The following is a 13,176-nucleotide window of genomic DNA, read 5'->3' on the forward strand; positions in this document are numbered from 1 at the left end:
CGAATACCGGATGTGGAACCGACAAGCACCCTCACAGGCCGCCCGACGACCGCGCTGTACCGGACCCGCATCACGCAACTACGCAGGTCACCGGTGCACCACCACACCGAGCGCTGCAGCTACAGCTGGTACGTCGACATCGACGACCTGCCGCGGCTGCCCCGGTGGCTGCAGCCTTTCGCCCGCTTCGAGGGTGCCGACCACTTCCACGGGGCGCCCGACGACACCCTGCGTCAGCGGGTCGACGCCGTTCTGGCCGACCACGGCGTCCACCTGCCGGGTGGCCGGATCACCGCACTGCTGCTGCCGCGCGTGCTGGGCCGGGCCTGCAACCCGCTGAGCCTGTTCTGGTGTCACGACGCCCAGGGCGTCCTGCGCTGTGTGCTCGCCGAGATGCAGCACGGCGGGCGTCGGCATGCCTACCTGCTGCCACCGGGTGAGTACGCCACCCCTTTCGACGGGTCGGGCGGCCAGTACGTGATCCGCGCGCCCTTGCCCGACGAGGAAGTGGACCTGCGGATGTCGCTGTTCCGCGACCACGAGGCCGCCGTGGTCGCCACCGTCCGTGGCACTCGTCGTCCGGCCACTGTCGCAGAGATCCTGCGACTGCAGGTGACGGCGCCGCTCGCTCCGCAGATGACCGCGCTGAGTATGCGGGTCCACGACTTCGTGCTGCGGCTGCGCGGTGTCCCGGCGATGCCGCGACCGGCCGAGCAGCTGGAACGCTCGCCGCACACCGTGGCCGTCCGTCCGGGTTGGACCGCGCAGAAATGTTCGTGGATGCCATCGTGACATGTGCGGCCGGAGGGGCCGTTAGGCTACGCGACGATGCCAGCAACATGTGGATGGCCGCGTTGACAACCGCGGCCGCTGAACTCGACGCACTTCTGCGCCGAGTGGCTCAGCGCGACGCCGATGCCTTTGCCTCCTTTTACGACGCCACCCGCGCGCGGGTGTACGGACTGGTCACCCGCGTACTGCGGGACCAGGGCTACAGCGAAGAGACGACCCAGGACGTCTACCTGCAGGTGTGGCGGACCGCGGAAAGCTACGACCCTGCCTCGGGCAGCGCGGTCGCGTGGCTGCTGACACTGGCGCACCGCCGCGCCGTGGACCGGGTGCGCTCCGAGCAGGCCGCCACGCAGCGCGAGTCCAGGTATGGCGCGGCCAGTGTCGAGCCGCCGCTGGACCACGTCGCCGACGCGGTGATCACCGAGGACGAGCGGCGACAGGTGACCGCCTGCCTGGACGGGCTCACCGACGTACAGCGCGAGTGCATCGAACTGGCCTATTACCAAGGAATGACTTACGTGCAGGTGTCGGAGCGGTTGGCCGCCAACCTGGCTACGGTGAAGTCCCGAATGCGCGATGCGCTTCGTGGCCTGCGTAATTGTTTGGGTGTGCGATGACTGAACCACACGAAACCGACCTGCTGGAGTTGGCGGTGCCGTATGCGCTGCATGCGGTGTCCAACGCTGAGCGTGACGAGATCGAGGACCGCCTGGCACAGCTGGCGCGGCCCGAAGCCGACGCCTTCTACGACGAGGTGCGGGCCGTCCGCGAGACCATGGCCGTCGTCTCGGCGGTCAGCGCCAGTGAACCGCCCGCCGACCTGCGGCGCCGCCTGTTGTCCGCGGTGGCCGATGACAACGTGCGCAGTCTGCCTGTGGCTCAACCTGATTCGACGGGCAATCGCTGGCGGGGCCCGGTGTTGGCGGTGGCGGCGGCGCTGGTGATCGGCCTGGGCGCCGTCGGCGTCGGCATCGCGCTGCGCCCGGCACCGGCGAAAGTGTCGACCGCTCAGCAGGTCTTCGGCGCGCCAGACGTGCACACCGTCTCCGGTGCGATCCCGGGTGGTGGCACCGCGACGGTGGTGTTCTCCCGCGAGAAGAACGCCGGCGTGCTGGTGATGAACGACGTGCCGAAACCGGCGCCGGGCACGGTGTATCAGATGTGGCTGGTCGGCAACAGCGGCGCCACATCCGCCGGGACGATGGACGACAACGCGGTGACACCGTCGACGACGGCGGTGCTGCCGGATCTCGGCGGCTCCACGGCACTGAAATTCACCGTCGAACCCGGCACCGGCTCCACCCAGCCGACGGGCCAGGTCGTGGCCGAACTTCCGCTGGTCTAGCGTTCCAGCGTCGCTTCGGCGGCGACGGCGATGACGTCGGCGATCTCGTGCCGTTCCCGCCATGCGGCACGCTGCCGCATCGCCCCGTTCCCGTCCCGCAGCAGGCGGCCCAGCTCGGCGTGCACCCATTCGCTGTCACCGAGTTCGTCCAGTGCCGGCTGGAGCAGGCCCAGCCACTCGCCCAGCACCCGTGACGTCGGGGCGGTAGCCCACCCCTCGATCACGTCGATGGTCTGGCCGTCCAACCCGTCGTGCGCGGCCTTCCAATAGGCGGCGCGCAGGATGTGGTCGTCGACCTTGGGCGCCTTCTCGCCGCCGCGGTCGGCCGCGAGCGCCGTCATCACCGCGGCCCGGCTCAGTGTCGCCAGCAGCACGGTCTCGGCCGAGGTGGCCGGGACGTCGGCGACCCGGATCTCGACCGTCGGGAACTTCTCGGACGGCCGCACATCCCAATAGACCATGCCCTCGTCGAGCATGGCGCCCGAGTCATTCATCAGCGCGACGATCGCGTCGTAGTGCTCGGCGGAATCGAAGTGCGGCGGCGGCCCTGCGCTGGGCCAGCGGCCCCACAGCACGCTGCGCCAACTGGCATGGCCACTGTCGGCGTTGCGGTAGATCGCCGAGTTCGCGGTCAAAGCCAGCAGCATCGGCAGCCACGGACGCAGCCAATTGCTGACGGCGATAGCCGCATCGCGGTCGGGCACCTCGACGTGGACATGGCATCCGCAGATGCCTTGCTCGTGGGCGATCATGCCGAACCGCTCACCGATCTTCCGGTAGCGCGGGGTGTCGGTCAGCGGAAAGCTGTGTGGCACCGTGGGCGGCAGGCCGACGGCCAGCAGTCGTGCGCCCGCCTTCTCGGCGGACTCGGCTGCGACCGCCCGGAGCTCGTTGATCTGTTGGCGCAGTTGCGAACTCGTCTGCGCCACCTCGGTGGCGGTTTCGACCTGACAGGACGTCAGCTCCAGTTGCAGGTCGACCCCGCGTTCGGCCGCGTACTCGGCGACCTGGGTGTTGCGGGCGACCGGTTCACCGGTGCTGGGATCGACGAGGAGGAATTCCTCCTCCACGCCGACGCTGGGCGGATTCACGAAGCACAGACATGCCCACGCCACCGGGTGGCCAAACCCGAATCGCAGGTCAACCGTGCCACATACCGAGACCGACGCTGTCGATCGCGGTGAACCCGGCCATAGCATGCCGGGATGGTCAAAGACTTTCGCTTCGGCATCGGTGTGCGGTCGGTCAAGTCGGCACAGCGGCTGCGCGAAACCGTGCGCAGGTTCGAAGATCTGGGCTTCGACGTCCTGCATGTCCCGGACCATCTCGGCCGCTTCGGGGTGCCCGCGCCGTTCCCCACCATGGTGGCCGCGGCCGGGGCTGCCAAGACCATGCGGGTGGGGACGTTCGTGATCAATGCGGCGTTCTACAAGCCGGCGCTACTGGCTCGCGACGCCGTCGCCGTCGACGTCCTCAGTGAGGGCCGGCTCGACCTCGGCTTGGGCACCGGGTACGTGCGTGAAGAGTTCGAGGCCGCCGAGATGCCGTATCCGAGCGCCGGTGAGCGGGTCGATCATCTGCGGCACACCACGCAGTACCTCAAGCAGACCGCGCCGACGATCCCGATCCTGATCGCGGGTAACGGCGACCGGGTGCTGCGTATCGCCGCCCAGCACGCCGACATCATCGGCCTGACCGGGGGCGGGGTGCCGGAGTACCCCGGCCATGACCCGCTGGCCGAGCGCATCGAATTCGTGCGGGATGCGGCCGGCGACCGGTTCGCCGACCTTGAGCTGAACATCGCGATCACCGGTGTGCCGACGGATTCGTCGGGCATCCCGGACCTGGCACTGACCCGCGGGTACGCCCCAGACGCCACCGAGGAGCAACTGCTGGCGCTGCCGACCGTGCTGACGGGAACGCCGCGGGACATCGCCGACACCCTGCGGGCACGGCGCGACGACTACGGCATCACCTACTTCACCGTGCAGGACTACCACGCTGAGTATTTCGCGAAAGTCATAGCGGAACTGCGCTGACGGGTTTGCGAGGCCGTCGGACTGGCTATGGCTCCACGATTGGAGGCGCAGCATGGCGGTAATACCGAGCTATTCGACGGGACACGACGGGTTTGACGACGGGAGAATGCAGCACGCCGAGGGCGTGCTGGTGGGTTTGAGGCGCTGCTCGGTGGATGCGGCCTGCGGTGAGATCGACCAGGTGTCGCGACGGTATCGCCTGGACGGTAGGCGGGTGGCCCAGGCTCTGGTCCGGCTGGCCCAAAACGTCGAACCCGAGGCCGACAGCAATGCGACGGCCGTTGCGCGCTTCGAGTGGGGTGCGCTGCTGGCGGGAGGCCGACGATCATGATTCGCCGGTTCGTCGCCTGGGTTCGCCAGGACTATCCCAAGGCCGCCCCGACGCAGGGCCACAGCGCCCTGGTTGCGCTGTACGCGCGCCGCGGGGCGGTGCGCTGACCCGCTGGAATGACGGGCGCGTTGCCGTCAGGCGGTAAGCTGCCAGCCGTTGCGCCCCCGTAGCTCAGGGGATAGAGCACGGCTCTCCTAAAGCCGGTGTCGCAGGTTCGAATCCTGCCGGGGGCACTCTCTGCCGCTAGGCGATCGACTGGCTGGCGTCGCCGCCGACGTCCGGTCGACGCCGGTCGATCGGGTCGGTGTTCTGGTGCCGGCAGCCGTTGCCGCCGGCGCGCTTGGCTCGGTACATCGCCCAGTCGGCGTTGCCGACCAGCCGGTCGATGAGCACCTTGTGGTCACCGTAGGTGTCGGACAACCGGACCGCGGTGGTCCCGACGCTGGCGGTGACACCGGCCGGCGACTCCGCGATCGCGGTGCAGATCCGTTGCGCCAACTCGTTGCAGTCCGCGCTGGGCAACGCGGTCGCGACCACGAACTCCTCGCCTCCGCTGCGGGCGACCACCGCCTCGGCGCCGGCAGCATCCTCGATGGCACGGGCGACATGCACCAGCGCCTCGTCGCCTGCGGCGTGGCCGTAGCGGTCGTTGACCGACTTGAACTTGTCCAGATCGATCAGGGCCACCGCCAGGTGAGCGTCGGCATGACGTCCCGACTCGATCAGCCCAAACGTCTGAGTGTGGAAAAGTCGCCGGTTGAGTAAGCCGGTCAGCGGATCACGTTCGGCGCGAAGAAGATCGACGCCGAGCGCGTTCACCAGGATCTGGATGGCCAGCGGCAAGGCGATATTGACCTGGATGATCAGCCACCAGTCCACGCCGGCGATGATCAGCTGCCCGTTCGCGGCCATGCGCACCGCACCCCAGGTGGCCACGGTGGCTGCGACCGAGAAGTTGTACAGCACCAGGAGGGTGGTGTGGAAGAACGCGATGTAGGCGCCGATCGTCGCGAACGAAATACAGCCGACCAGGGAGTGCAGTGGACTCGGATTGGCCACGCAGGCCAACGCCATCGACGCGTTGGTGATCAACACGAACACCAGCGACTCACGCCGCGTCGGCCACTTGGCCGTGAAAAGGGCAGCCCCGACCACCCCGCCGCCAATGGCCAGCCACGTCATCGCTCTGGGGACGGTTCCGACCGGACCGTCCGGCGAATGCAGCATGCCCACCAGACACGCGACCATCGATACCGCAAGGAATGCCATCAGCGCGCGCGCCGGACCGCGCATACCACGGTCAGCGAGGTAGCCGCTCAACCATTCGTAATGGGTCGATTGCTGCCACCAACGCCTGAGCGCATCCCTCACCATTGAGCGACCCCCACGAGCACCAAGAACTTCGGACCAACGATACCGCCGGTTCGGGGACGCTCGTGCCGACTACGTGCCCCTGGTCGCGATTACCCGATTCGCGATGTCGACCAACCTGGTGTTGGAGGTCTGCGACAGCTCGCGCAGCATCTCGAACGCGCGCATGGCGTCGACGTTGAACCGTTCCATGATCACGCCCTTGGCCTGCCCGATGACGTCGCGGGTGGTCAGCGCGGACTCGAGTTGCTCTCCGTGCTTGCTGGCCAGAATCGCTGACGCGGCGTGAGCGGCCAGCACCGACCCGATCGCCTCGGACTGCCCGTCGAAGGCGTGCGGCTGCATGCCGAACAGATTCAATGCGCCCGCGGTGGTTTTTCCGGTGTACAGCTTGAACGACAAGCCGCTGCGCACCCCGAGTTCGGTGACCGCGGCGCTGTACTTCGGCCAGCGCCGCTCGGTGGTGAAGTCGTCGGTGCGCACGATCAGCTCGTCGACGGCGGCCTGGATGCACGGTCCTTCCCCGCAGGCCTCCTGCAGTGCGTCGAGTTGGTAGATCAATTCCGACGTCCCGAACAGGGACTCGAACTTGCCGCCCTTGCCGATCAGCAGCACGCCACAGGTGTCGGTCCCGGGAATCATCTCCGTCGCCGCGGCAGTCACCCCGGCCAGTACCTCGTCGACATTGCGGGGCGGCGCGGTCGCTCGGGCCAACTCCGCCATCCGCAGCGCAAGATCGTGGTTGGGCACAGACATGAGGCAAGTCTTACTCACGATTGCCGGATTGACGAACGCGCCTGGCAAATCGAGACGTTTGCGGATTCTCAACGAGGGCATGCTGCGCAGCAAGCGGACGCGGTGGTCGACACCCACGTCCGCGAGGTCCTGTCGGTTCAGACCGCGAGCCGACGGGGCCGCCCCTCGTTATCGCGTGCTCTGCGCAATCCGGCCCGGCACTCTCTTAGCTGTAGTAATTTCGGCGCTGTGGCGAGCAATGTCTGGATTCTTGGCGGCTATCAGAGCGACTTCGCCCGCAACCTCACGCGGGAGAGCCGCGATTTCGCCGATCTCACCGCCGAGGTCGTCGACCTGACTCTGTCCGCGGCGATGATCGACGCCGCGGACATCGACGTCGTGCACGTCGCCAATGCGTTCGGCGAGATGTTCGCCCGCCAGGGTCACCTCGGCGCGATGCCCGCCACCGTCCACGACGGACTGTGGGACACCCCCGCGACCCGGCACGAGGCGGCGTGCGCCTCCGGTAGCGTCGCCGCCCTGGCGGCGATGGCCGATCTGCGGGCCGGCAACTACCGCACCGCACTGGTGGTCGGCGTTGAGCTCGAGAAGACGGTGCCCGGCGACGTCGCGGCCGCCCACCTCGGCGCCGCCGCATGGACCGGCCATGAGGCCGGGGACGCCACGTACGTGTGGCCGTCGATGTTCTCCCGCGTCGCCGACGAATACGACCGTCGCTTCGGCCTCGACGACGCCCACTTGCACGCGATCGCGGCGCTGAATTTCGCCAACGCCAAGCGCAACCCCAACGCCCAGACCCGCGACTGGGCGGTCCCCGATCTGGTCACCGGCGGCAGCGACGACGCGGTCAACCCGCCCACCGAGGGCCGGATCCGCCGCTACGACTGCAGCCAGATGACCGACGGCGGCGCGGGCGTCGTCCTGGTCAACGACGACTTCCTGCGCGACCACCCCGGCGTGCGCCCAATCGGGCTGATCGAGGGCTGGGGTCACCGCACCGTCGGCTTGGGGCTGCAACAGAAGCTCGACCGCGACGCGGCCAACCCCTATGTACTGCCCCATGTTCGGGGTGCCGTGCACGACGCGTTCGGCCGCGCCGGCGTCGGCCTCGACGATCTCGACGGCATCGAGGTGCACGACTGCTTCACCCCCAGTGAGTACCTGGCCATCGACCACATCGGCCTGACCGGGCCGGGCGAGTCCTGGAAGGCGATCGAGAACGGCGAGATCGAGATCGGCGGCCGGCTTCCGATCAACCCCAGCGGCGGTCTGATCGGTGGCGGCCACCCGGTGGGCGCGTCCGGCATCCGGATGATGCTCGACGCCGCCAAACAGGTCAGCGATCTCGCCGGCGGCTACCAGGTTGACGGCGCGCGCCGCTTCGGCACGCTCAATTTCGGCGGAAGTACCGCAACCACAGTCAGTTTCGTGATCAGATCGGCAGACGATGGACACTGAGATCGTCGGCAAGTTCCTGTCGACGCTACCCGAGGACGACGACCACCCCTACCGCACCGGCCCCTGGCGGCCGCAGACCACGGAGTGGCGCGACGACGACCTCACCATCGTCGACGGCGAGATCCCCACCGACCTGGACGGGGTGTACCTGCGCAACACCGAGAACCCGCTGCACCCGGCGCTGAAGGCGTATCACCCCTTCGATGGTGACGGCATGCTGCACATCGTCGGCTTCCGCGACGGAAAAGCGTTCTACCGCAACCGGTTCATCCGCACCGACGGGTTCGAGGCGGAGAACGCCGCGGGCGGTCCGCTCTGGCCCGGCCTGGCCGAACCGTTGTCGCTGGCGAAGGTCGACTACGGCTGGGGCGCACGCACCCTGATGAAGGACGCCTCCAGCACCGACGTCGTAGTGCACCGCGGCACCGCGCTGACGAGCTTCTATCAGTGCGGAGACCTGTACCGCGTGGACCCGTACTCCGCCGAGACGCTCGGCAAGGAGACATTCAACGGTGGGTTCCCGGGCGACTGGGGTGTCTCAGCCCATCCGAAGGTCGACGACCGCACCGACGAGATGCTGTTCTTCAATTACTCCAAGAATGCGCCGTACATGCACTACGGCGTCGTCGACGCCAACAACGACCTGGTGCACTACACCGACGTGCCGCTGCCCGGCCCGCGGCTACCGCACGACATGGCGTTCACCCGAAACTACGTGATCCTCAACGACTTCCCGCTGTTCTGGGATCCGGAGCTGCTGCAGCGCGACGTGCACATGGCCCGGTTCCACCGCGACATACCGTCGCGGTTCGCGGTGCTGCCCCGGCGAGGCACGAGTAGCCAGATCCAGTGGTTCGAGGCCGACCCGACGTTTGTGCTGCACTTCGTCAACGCCTACGAGGACGGCGACGAGATCGTGCTGGACGGCTTCTTCCAGGGCGATCCCGAGCCGACCGACAACGGTACCGGCACCAAGTGGCAGCGGGCGTTCCGGTTCCTCGCGCTGGACCGCATGCAGGCCCGGCTACACCGCTGGCGGCTCAACCTCGTCACCGGCGGACTCACCGAAGAACCGTTGTCGGACAGCATCACCGAGTTCGGCATGATCAACACCGGCCACCTCGGCGAGCCGTACCGCTACACCTGGGCGGCCAGCGGCAAGCCGGGCTGGTTCCTGTTCGACGGCCTGGTCCGTCACGACGTCCGCACCGGCGCCGAGGAACGCTATTCCTTCGATGACGGGGTCTACGGCAGCGAAACCGCGATGGCGCCCCGCGTCGGCAGCCGGGGCGAGGACGACGGCTACCTGGTCACCCTGACCACCGATATGACCGCAGACGCCTCCTACTGCCTGGTCTTCGACGCGGCTCGGCTGGCCGACGGCCCGGTGTGCAAGCTCAAACTGCCCGAACGGATCTCGAGTGGCACCCACTCCACCTGGGTGGCCGGCTCCGCGCTGCGCCGGTGGCATACCGCCGAATCGGCGGCCGATGCGATCGGTTTGTAGTGACCGCAGTGCATTCCGCCGAGACGCCCACCGTCTTGGCGCCTGACAGTCCCAACGCCATCGGGCGGATGCTGGGGCTGCTCGGCGACGAGTGGAACCTGTTGATCATCCAGCAGGCGCTGCTCGGCGCCAGCCGCTACAGCCAGTTCATGTCGCGGCTGCCGATCTCGAACTCGGTGCTGACCAACCGGCTCCGCACACTGGTCGGCGACTGCCTGCTGACCCGCAAGGTGCATGCCTCGACCCGGGCGCGCACCGAGTACCTGATCACCGGCCGCGGTCGCTCACTGTGGCCGACGATGCTGGCGATCTGGGAGTGGGAACGCAACTGGGTCACCGAACATCGGGAGACCTTGCCCGCGATGCGCCACGCGCCGTGCGGGTCGGATTTCGCACCGTTGTTGCGCTGCAACACCTGTCACGCCGTCGTCACCGGATCCGAGGTGGAGTTGGCCCTCGGACCGAGTGGCGACTGGGCCCGGTCCGCGCCGGCCGCCTCGACGCGGCGCCGCTCGGAATCGGACGGCAGCGCGCGCCAGGCCGGGCTGTTCCCCGAGACCATGAGCGTCTTCGGCAATCGTTGGGCCGCAGCGCTTTTGGTGGCGGCATTTCTCGGCACCTCCCGCTTCACCGATTTCCAGACCCAGCTCGGGGCCCCGCCCAGCCTGCTGGCCGAACGGCTCCAGACGTTCTGCGCCCTTGGCGTGTTCACCACGTCGCCTGCGGACCGGTCCGGACCGGAGCGGGCCGCCTACCTGCTGACCGACAAGGGTCGGGCGTTCTTCCCGGTGTTGACCGCCGCACTGCAGTGGGCGCAATGGTGGTTCCAGGCGCCAGAGGGTCCGGCCGTGGTGATGACCCACCACGACTGCGGGGCCGAGTTCACCGGTGAACTGGCCTGCGACCGGTGCACCGAACGGCTCACCGGGGCCGAGGTCGGCACCGTCGCTATTTAGCCGGGATTATCTGGAATCCCTTGAGGATCATCGCCGAATCGGCTGCGTACGTGGGGTTGTCGGGCTTAATCGTCTGCACGGTCAATGTGCTGACGTAGTTCACGTCACCGTCGTTGAAGACCACCGCCAGCGAGGTCGCGGTGCGGGCCGGGATCTTGCCCATCGCCGGGGCGGTGTACGTCGTGGACTGGGCCGTCGACCCGCAGATCGTCGCCGAACTGGTCTTGAGGTCCGTCACCTTCAACCGCGCCACCAGCTGCTTGTTCTGAATGTCGAGGATCTGCTGGGCGTTGCCCTCCTTGGCGGCCACCTTCTGCAGGGTGACGACCGCGTTCGGCGTGAATCCGTCCTCGGCCAGCGCCGGGTTGCGGATGGCGAACCGGATGGATTCGGAGTCCAATTTGTCGGTGCGTTCCCAGCCCTGTGGCTGCGGCAGCCGTAGCCTCGGCTCCTGGTCGGTTCGGGTGGGGACGTCGACGAGCGGCGCCGACACCTCGGCGCATTTGGCCGCGACCGGCTTGTTGTCGTCGGAACAGCCCGTGATCGTCACCGCCAGTGCGGCCGCCAGTACGGCCGACACAATTCCCGTCGCCTTGCGCAAAGTCATCCCTTCGAAAGCCCGGCCCAGCCTACCGGTGGCGGGGGAAAATCCGGTCGGAAAGTATTAGCACTCGCCACCATCGAGTGCTAATCTGGCCGTGCACAGTAAAGCTGCCCGCCAGGGTGGTGGGCTTGCGTTCAGCGATGCAGGAGGTGAGTACTGTGCTCCGCTTCGATCCGTTCAATGAACTTGAAGCCATGACCCGGGGACTGCTGCCCAGCCAAACCGGAACCGATCGCAGCCCCCGATTCATGCCGATGGACCTCTACAAGGTCGAGGACCATTACGTCCTGACCGCCGACCTTCCCGGTGTGGATCCCGGTTCGATCGACGTCAACGTCGACAACGGCACGCTCACGCTGACGGCGCACCGCTCGGCCCGCTCCGAGGACTCGGTGCAGTGGCTGACCAGCGAGCGGTTCTTCGGCACCTACCGTCGCCAGTTGGCACTCGGCGAAGGTATCGACACCGCCAAGATCTCGGCCACCTACGAGAACGGTGTTCTGACGGTGACGATCCCGCTGGCCGAGCGCGCCAAGCCACGCCGCATCGAGGTCACTCGCTCCGGCGAAAACAAGCCGATCGAGCCGACGACCATCGAAGCGGGCTGAGGCCCAACCGATTCCGTGACGTTCCGTGCTCAGCCGCCAGCTTCGGCGGCTGAGCACGGACACGTCGTATTCTGGCGGCACATCATGGTTCAGCCGGCGAGATCGAGGACATCTGAGGGTCGGCCGAGATAGAACCCCTGGCCGTATTCGATGCCGAGGCCGATCAGCGTCTCGAGCTGGCTCGGCGTCTCGATCGCCTCGGCCACTGTCTTCGCCCGTAATTCGGAGGCAAGGGATTTCAGTGCCGTCGCCATTGCCCGCTTGACCGGATCGTCGTCGATGCCGGCGATCAACTCTCCGTCGATCTTGATGATGTCGGGACGTAGCCGCAACAACTGGGTGAAGTTGGCGTATCCGGCGCCGGCATCGTCGACCGCGATCGATACGCCGCGGTCCCGCAACGGTTTCAAACCGGACTCGAGATCAGCGGGAAATGGCTCGTGCTCGGTGATCTCGACGATCAACGCCCGGTCCTGGGCCGCGAGCGTGTCGTGAATCGCCGGCTCCAGCGCCGCGCTCGGACTCAGGTTGACGGCTACCGGACAGTCATCGGGGATCGGATGCGCCGCCTTCAAGATCGTGCACAGCGCGGCATATTCCAGGTCGACGCCGCGGCCGAGTCGCCGGGCAGCGCCGAACCAGTGCATCGGCGTCAGATCCGATGACTCGGGAAACCTCATCAGCCCCTCGTAGGCGGCGGTGGTGCCGTCTTCCAGACGGACGATGGGCTGGAAGACCGCCCGGAGCGCATCCGGCTGAGCCAGAACTGCGTCGAGCCGTTCTTGCAGACTCGCGGTCTCCACCGCTTCGGGAACCATCACCGAGGCGACGAACCGCGCCGTGAGCGCGCGTTGCCCCCGCTCGTCGCCGTCGGTCATCACCTGAGTCAACAGCTCCGACAGTTGCAGCTGGGCGCCGACGAGGGCCGAAACGAACTCGCTGATCGCCAGTAGCGCGTCGACGTCGGAGTCAGTGAATGCACCGACGGTGGTGGCCGCCAGCAGCAGTGAACCGATCGGGTCGCCGTTGTACTTCAGCGGAATCACCGCCCATGACCGGGTGCCCCACTGCTTGTTGGTCGCGCGGACGCGTGCCGACAGCCGATCGTCGATCAGCGCATCGTGGATCAACATCGGATGGTTTTCCCGTGCCGCAAGGCCCTGAAAACTGGTGTCCCTGGGCACCACGAAACCCGTCGTCGCCGCGAGCACGCCGTGCGCGGACACGGTCACGTACGCGTCATCAGAGCCGCGGAGCAGCGTGACGGCGGCGCCGTCGGCGGCATGCATGAACGCGCTCACCTGTTCGGCGACACGACCGACCAACTGCGCCGGGTCCATCGAGGCGGTCAGTGCCCGAACCAGTCGCTCCACAGCACCCCCATCTCCGCGCCGCTGGAGGCCATGGCG

15 protein-coding genes and 1 tRNA gene are annotated in these 13,176 nt (G+C 67.5%); 11 read left to right on the forward strand and 5 right to left on the reverse strand.

The genetic code is table 11. From position 1 onward, the window contains the following. Nucleotides 1–12: 12 nt before the first annotated feature. The 3 genes from AB4879_RS10375 to AB4879_RS10385 are packed head-to-tail and all read left to right on the forward strand — an operon-like array spanning nucleotide 13 to nucleotide 2,137. Nucleotides 13–792 (forward strand): DUF1365 family protein, encoded by a 780-nt coding sequence (locus tag AB4879_RS10375; protein ID WP_102809128.1) that lies wholly within the window; start codon nucleotides 13–15, stop codon nucleotides 790–792. A 47-nt stretch (nucleotides 793–839) separates the two neighbouring features. Further along, nucleotides 840–1,409, forward strand: a complete 570-nt coding sequence (locus tag AB4879_RS10380) for a sigma-70 family RNA polymerase sigma factor (RefSeq protein ID WP_370507530.1) — start codon at nucleotides 840–842, stop codon at nucleotides 1,407–1,409. Next, entirely contained in the window at nucleotides 1,406–2,137 is a 732-nt protein-coding gene (locus tag AB4879_RS10385; RefSeq protein WP_370507531.1) for an anti-sigma factor domain-containing protein, read from the forward strand. The genes AB4879_RS10380 and AB4879_RS10385 overlap by 4 nt, the downstream gene beginning before the upstream one ends. Here the strand turns inward: AB4879_RS10385 and AB4879_RS10390 are convergent. After that, entirely contained in the window at nucleotides 2,134–3,228 is a 1,095-nt protein-coding gene (locus AB4879_RS10390) for a glutamate--cysteine ligase (protein WP_233209456.1), read from the reverse strand. The genes AB4879_RS10385 and AB4879_RS10390 overlap by 4 nt on opposite strands. A gap of 114 nt (nucleotides 3,229–3,342) precedes the next feature. Between AB4879_RS10390 and AB4879_RS10395 the strand changes: the two genes are divergently transcribed. From AB4879_RS10395 to AB4879_RS10410, 4 genes are all read left to right on the forward strand, one after another. Next, nucleotides 3,343–4,176 (forward strand): LLM class F420-dependent oxidoreductase, encoded by an 834-nt coding sequence (locus AB4879_RS10395; RefSeq protein ID WP_370507532.1) that lies wholly within the window; start codon nucleotides 3,343–3,345, stop codon nucleotides 4,174–4,176. 106 nt (nucleotides 4,177–4,282) lie between these two features. Beyond that, entirely contained in the window at nucleotides 4,283–4,507 is a 225-nt protein-coding gene (locus AB4879_RS10400; RefSeq protein WP_102809132.1) for a hypothetical protein, read from the forward strand. Continuing rightward, the gene (locus AB4879_RS10405) at nucleotides 4,504–4,614 is read left to right on the forward strand and encodes a DUF3349 domain-containing protein (RefSeq protein ID WP_142391421.1); all 111 of its coding nucleotides are present in this window, start codon (nucleotides 4,504–4,506) and stop codon (nucleotides 4,612–4,614) included. The genes AB4879_RS10400 and AB4879_RS10405 overlap by 4 nt, the downstream gene beginning before the upstream one ends. A gap of 53 nt (nucleotides 4,615–4,667) precedes the next feature. Then, nucleotides 4,668–4,740, forward strand: a tRNA-Arg gene (locus AB4879_RS10410). Nucleotides 4,741–4,750: 10 nt separating this feature from the next. Here the strand turns inward: AB4879_RS10410 and AB4879_RS10415 are convergent. Together AB4879_RS10415 and AB4879_RS10420 are read right to left on the reverse strand one after the other, a co-directional pair. Continuing rightward, the gene (locus AB4879_RS10415) at nucleotides 4,751–5,827 is read right to left on the reverse strand and encodes a diguanylate cyclase domain-containing protein (RefSeq protein ID WP_370507533.1); all 1,077 of its coding nucleotides are present in this window, start codon (nucleotides 5,825–5,827) and stop codon (nucleotides 4,751–4,753) included. Between the two features lie 123 nt (nucleotides 5,828–5,950). Then, nucleotides 5,951–6,634, reverse strand: coding sequence for a GAF and ANTAR domain-containing protein (locus AB4879_RS10420; RefSeq protein WP_370507534.1), 684 nt, complete (start codon nucleotides 6,632–6,634; stop codon nucleotides 5,951–5,953). Between the two features lie 228 nt (nucleotides 6,635–6,862). Here AB4879_RS10420 and AB4879_RS10425 point away from each other — a divergent pair, with 228 nt between their 5' ends. From AB4879_RS10425 to AB4879_RS10435, 3 genes are all read left to right on the forward strand, one after another. Beyond that, nucleotides 6,863–8,092: an acetyl-CoA acetyltransferase gene (locus AB4879_RS10425; RefSeq protein WP_370507535.1), complete on the forward strand. Its 1,230-nt coding sequence runs from the start codon at nucleotides 6,863–6,865 to the stop codon at nucleotides 8,090–8,092. Beyond that, on the forward strand, nucleotides 8,082–9,599 hold the full coding sequence (locus tag AB4879_RS10430; RefSeq protein ID WP_370507536.1) for a carotenoid oxygenase family protein: 1,518 nt from the start codon (nucleotides 8,082–8,084) through the stop codon (nucleotides 9,597–9,599). The genes AB4879_RS10425 and AB4879_RS10430 overlap by 11 nt, the downstream gene beginning before the upstream one ends. Before the next feature lie 68 nt (nucleotides 9,600–9,667). Next, the gene (locus AB4879_RS10435) at nucleotides 9,668–10,555 is read left to right on the forward strand and encodes a winged helix-turn-helix transcriptional regulator (protein ID WP_370507877.1); all 888 of its coding nucleotides are present in this window, start codon (nucleotides 9,668–9,670) and stop codon (nucleotides 10,553–10,555) included. Here AB4879_RS10435 and AB4879_RS10440 read toward each other — a convergent pair. After that, nucleotides 10,548–11,162 (reverse strand): LpqN/LpqT family lipoprotein, encoded by a 615-nt coding sequence (locus tag AB4879_RS10440; RefSeq protein WP_370507537.1) that lies wholly within the window; start codon nucleotides 11,160–11,162, stop codon nucleotides 10,548–10,550. The two genes, AB4879_RS10435 and AB4879_RS10440, sit on opposite strands and share 8 nt — an antisense overlap. A 155-nt stretch (nucleotides 11,163–11,317) precedes the next feature. On the opposite strand from AB4879_RS10440, the gene AB4879_RS10445 reads away from it, so the two are divergent. Next, nucleotides 11,318–11,767, forward strand: a complete 450-nt coding sequence (locus tag AB4879_RS10445; RefSeq protein WP_370507878.1) for an Hsp20/alpha crystallin family protein — start codon at nucleotides 11,318–11,320, stop codon at nucleotides 11,765–11,767. 89 nt (nucleotides 11,768–11,856) lie between these two features. Here AB4879_RS10445 and AB4879_RS10450 read toward each other — a convergent pair whose 3' ends face one another. Next, nucleotides 11,857–13,140: an EAL domain-containing protein gene (locus AB4879_RS10450; protein WP_370507538.1), complete on the reverse strand. Its 1,284-nt coding sequence runs from the start codon at nucleotides 13,138–13,140 to the stop codon at nucleotides 11,857–11,859. Nucleotides 13,141–13,176: the final 36 nt, after the last annotated feature.

The organism is Mycobacterium sp. SA01, assembly GCF_041287105.1.
In the GTDB taxonomy this organism is placed as follows: domain Bacteria; phylum Actinomycetota; class Actinomycetes; order Mycobacteriales; family Mycobacteriaceae; genus Mycobacterium.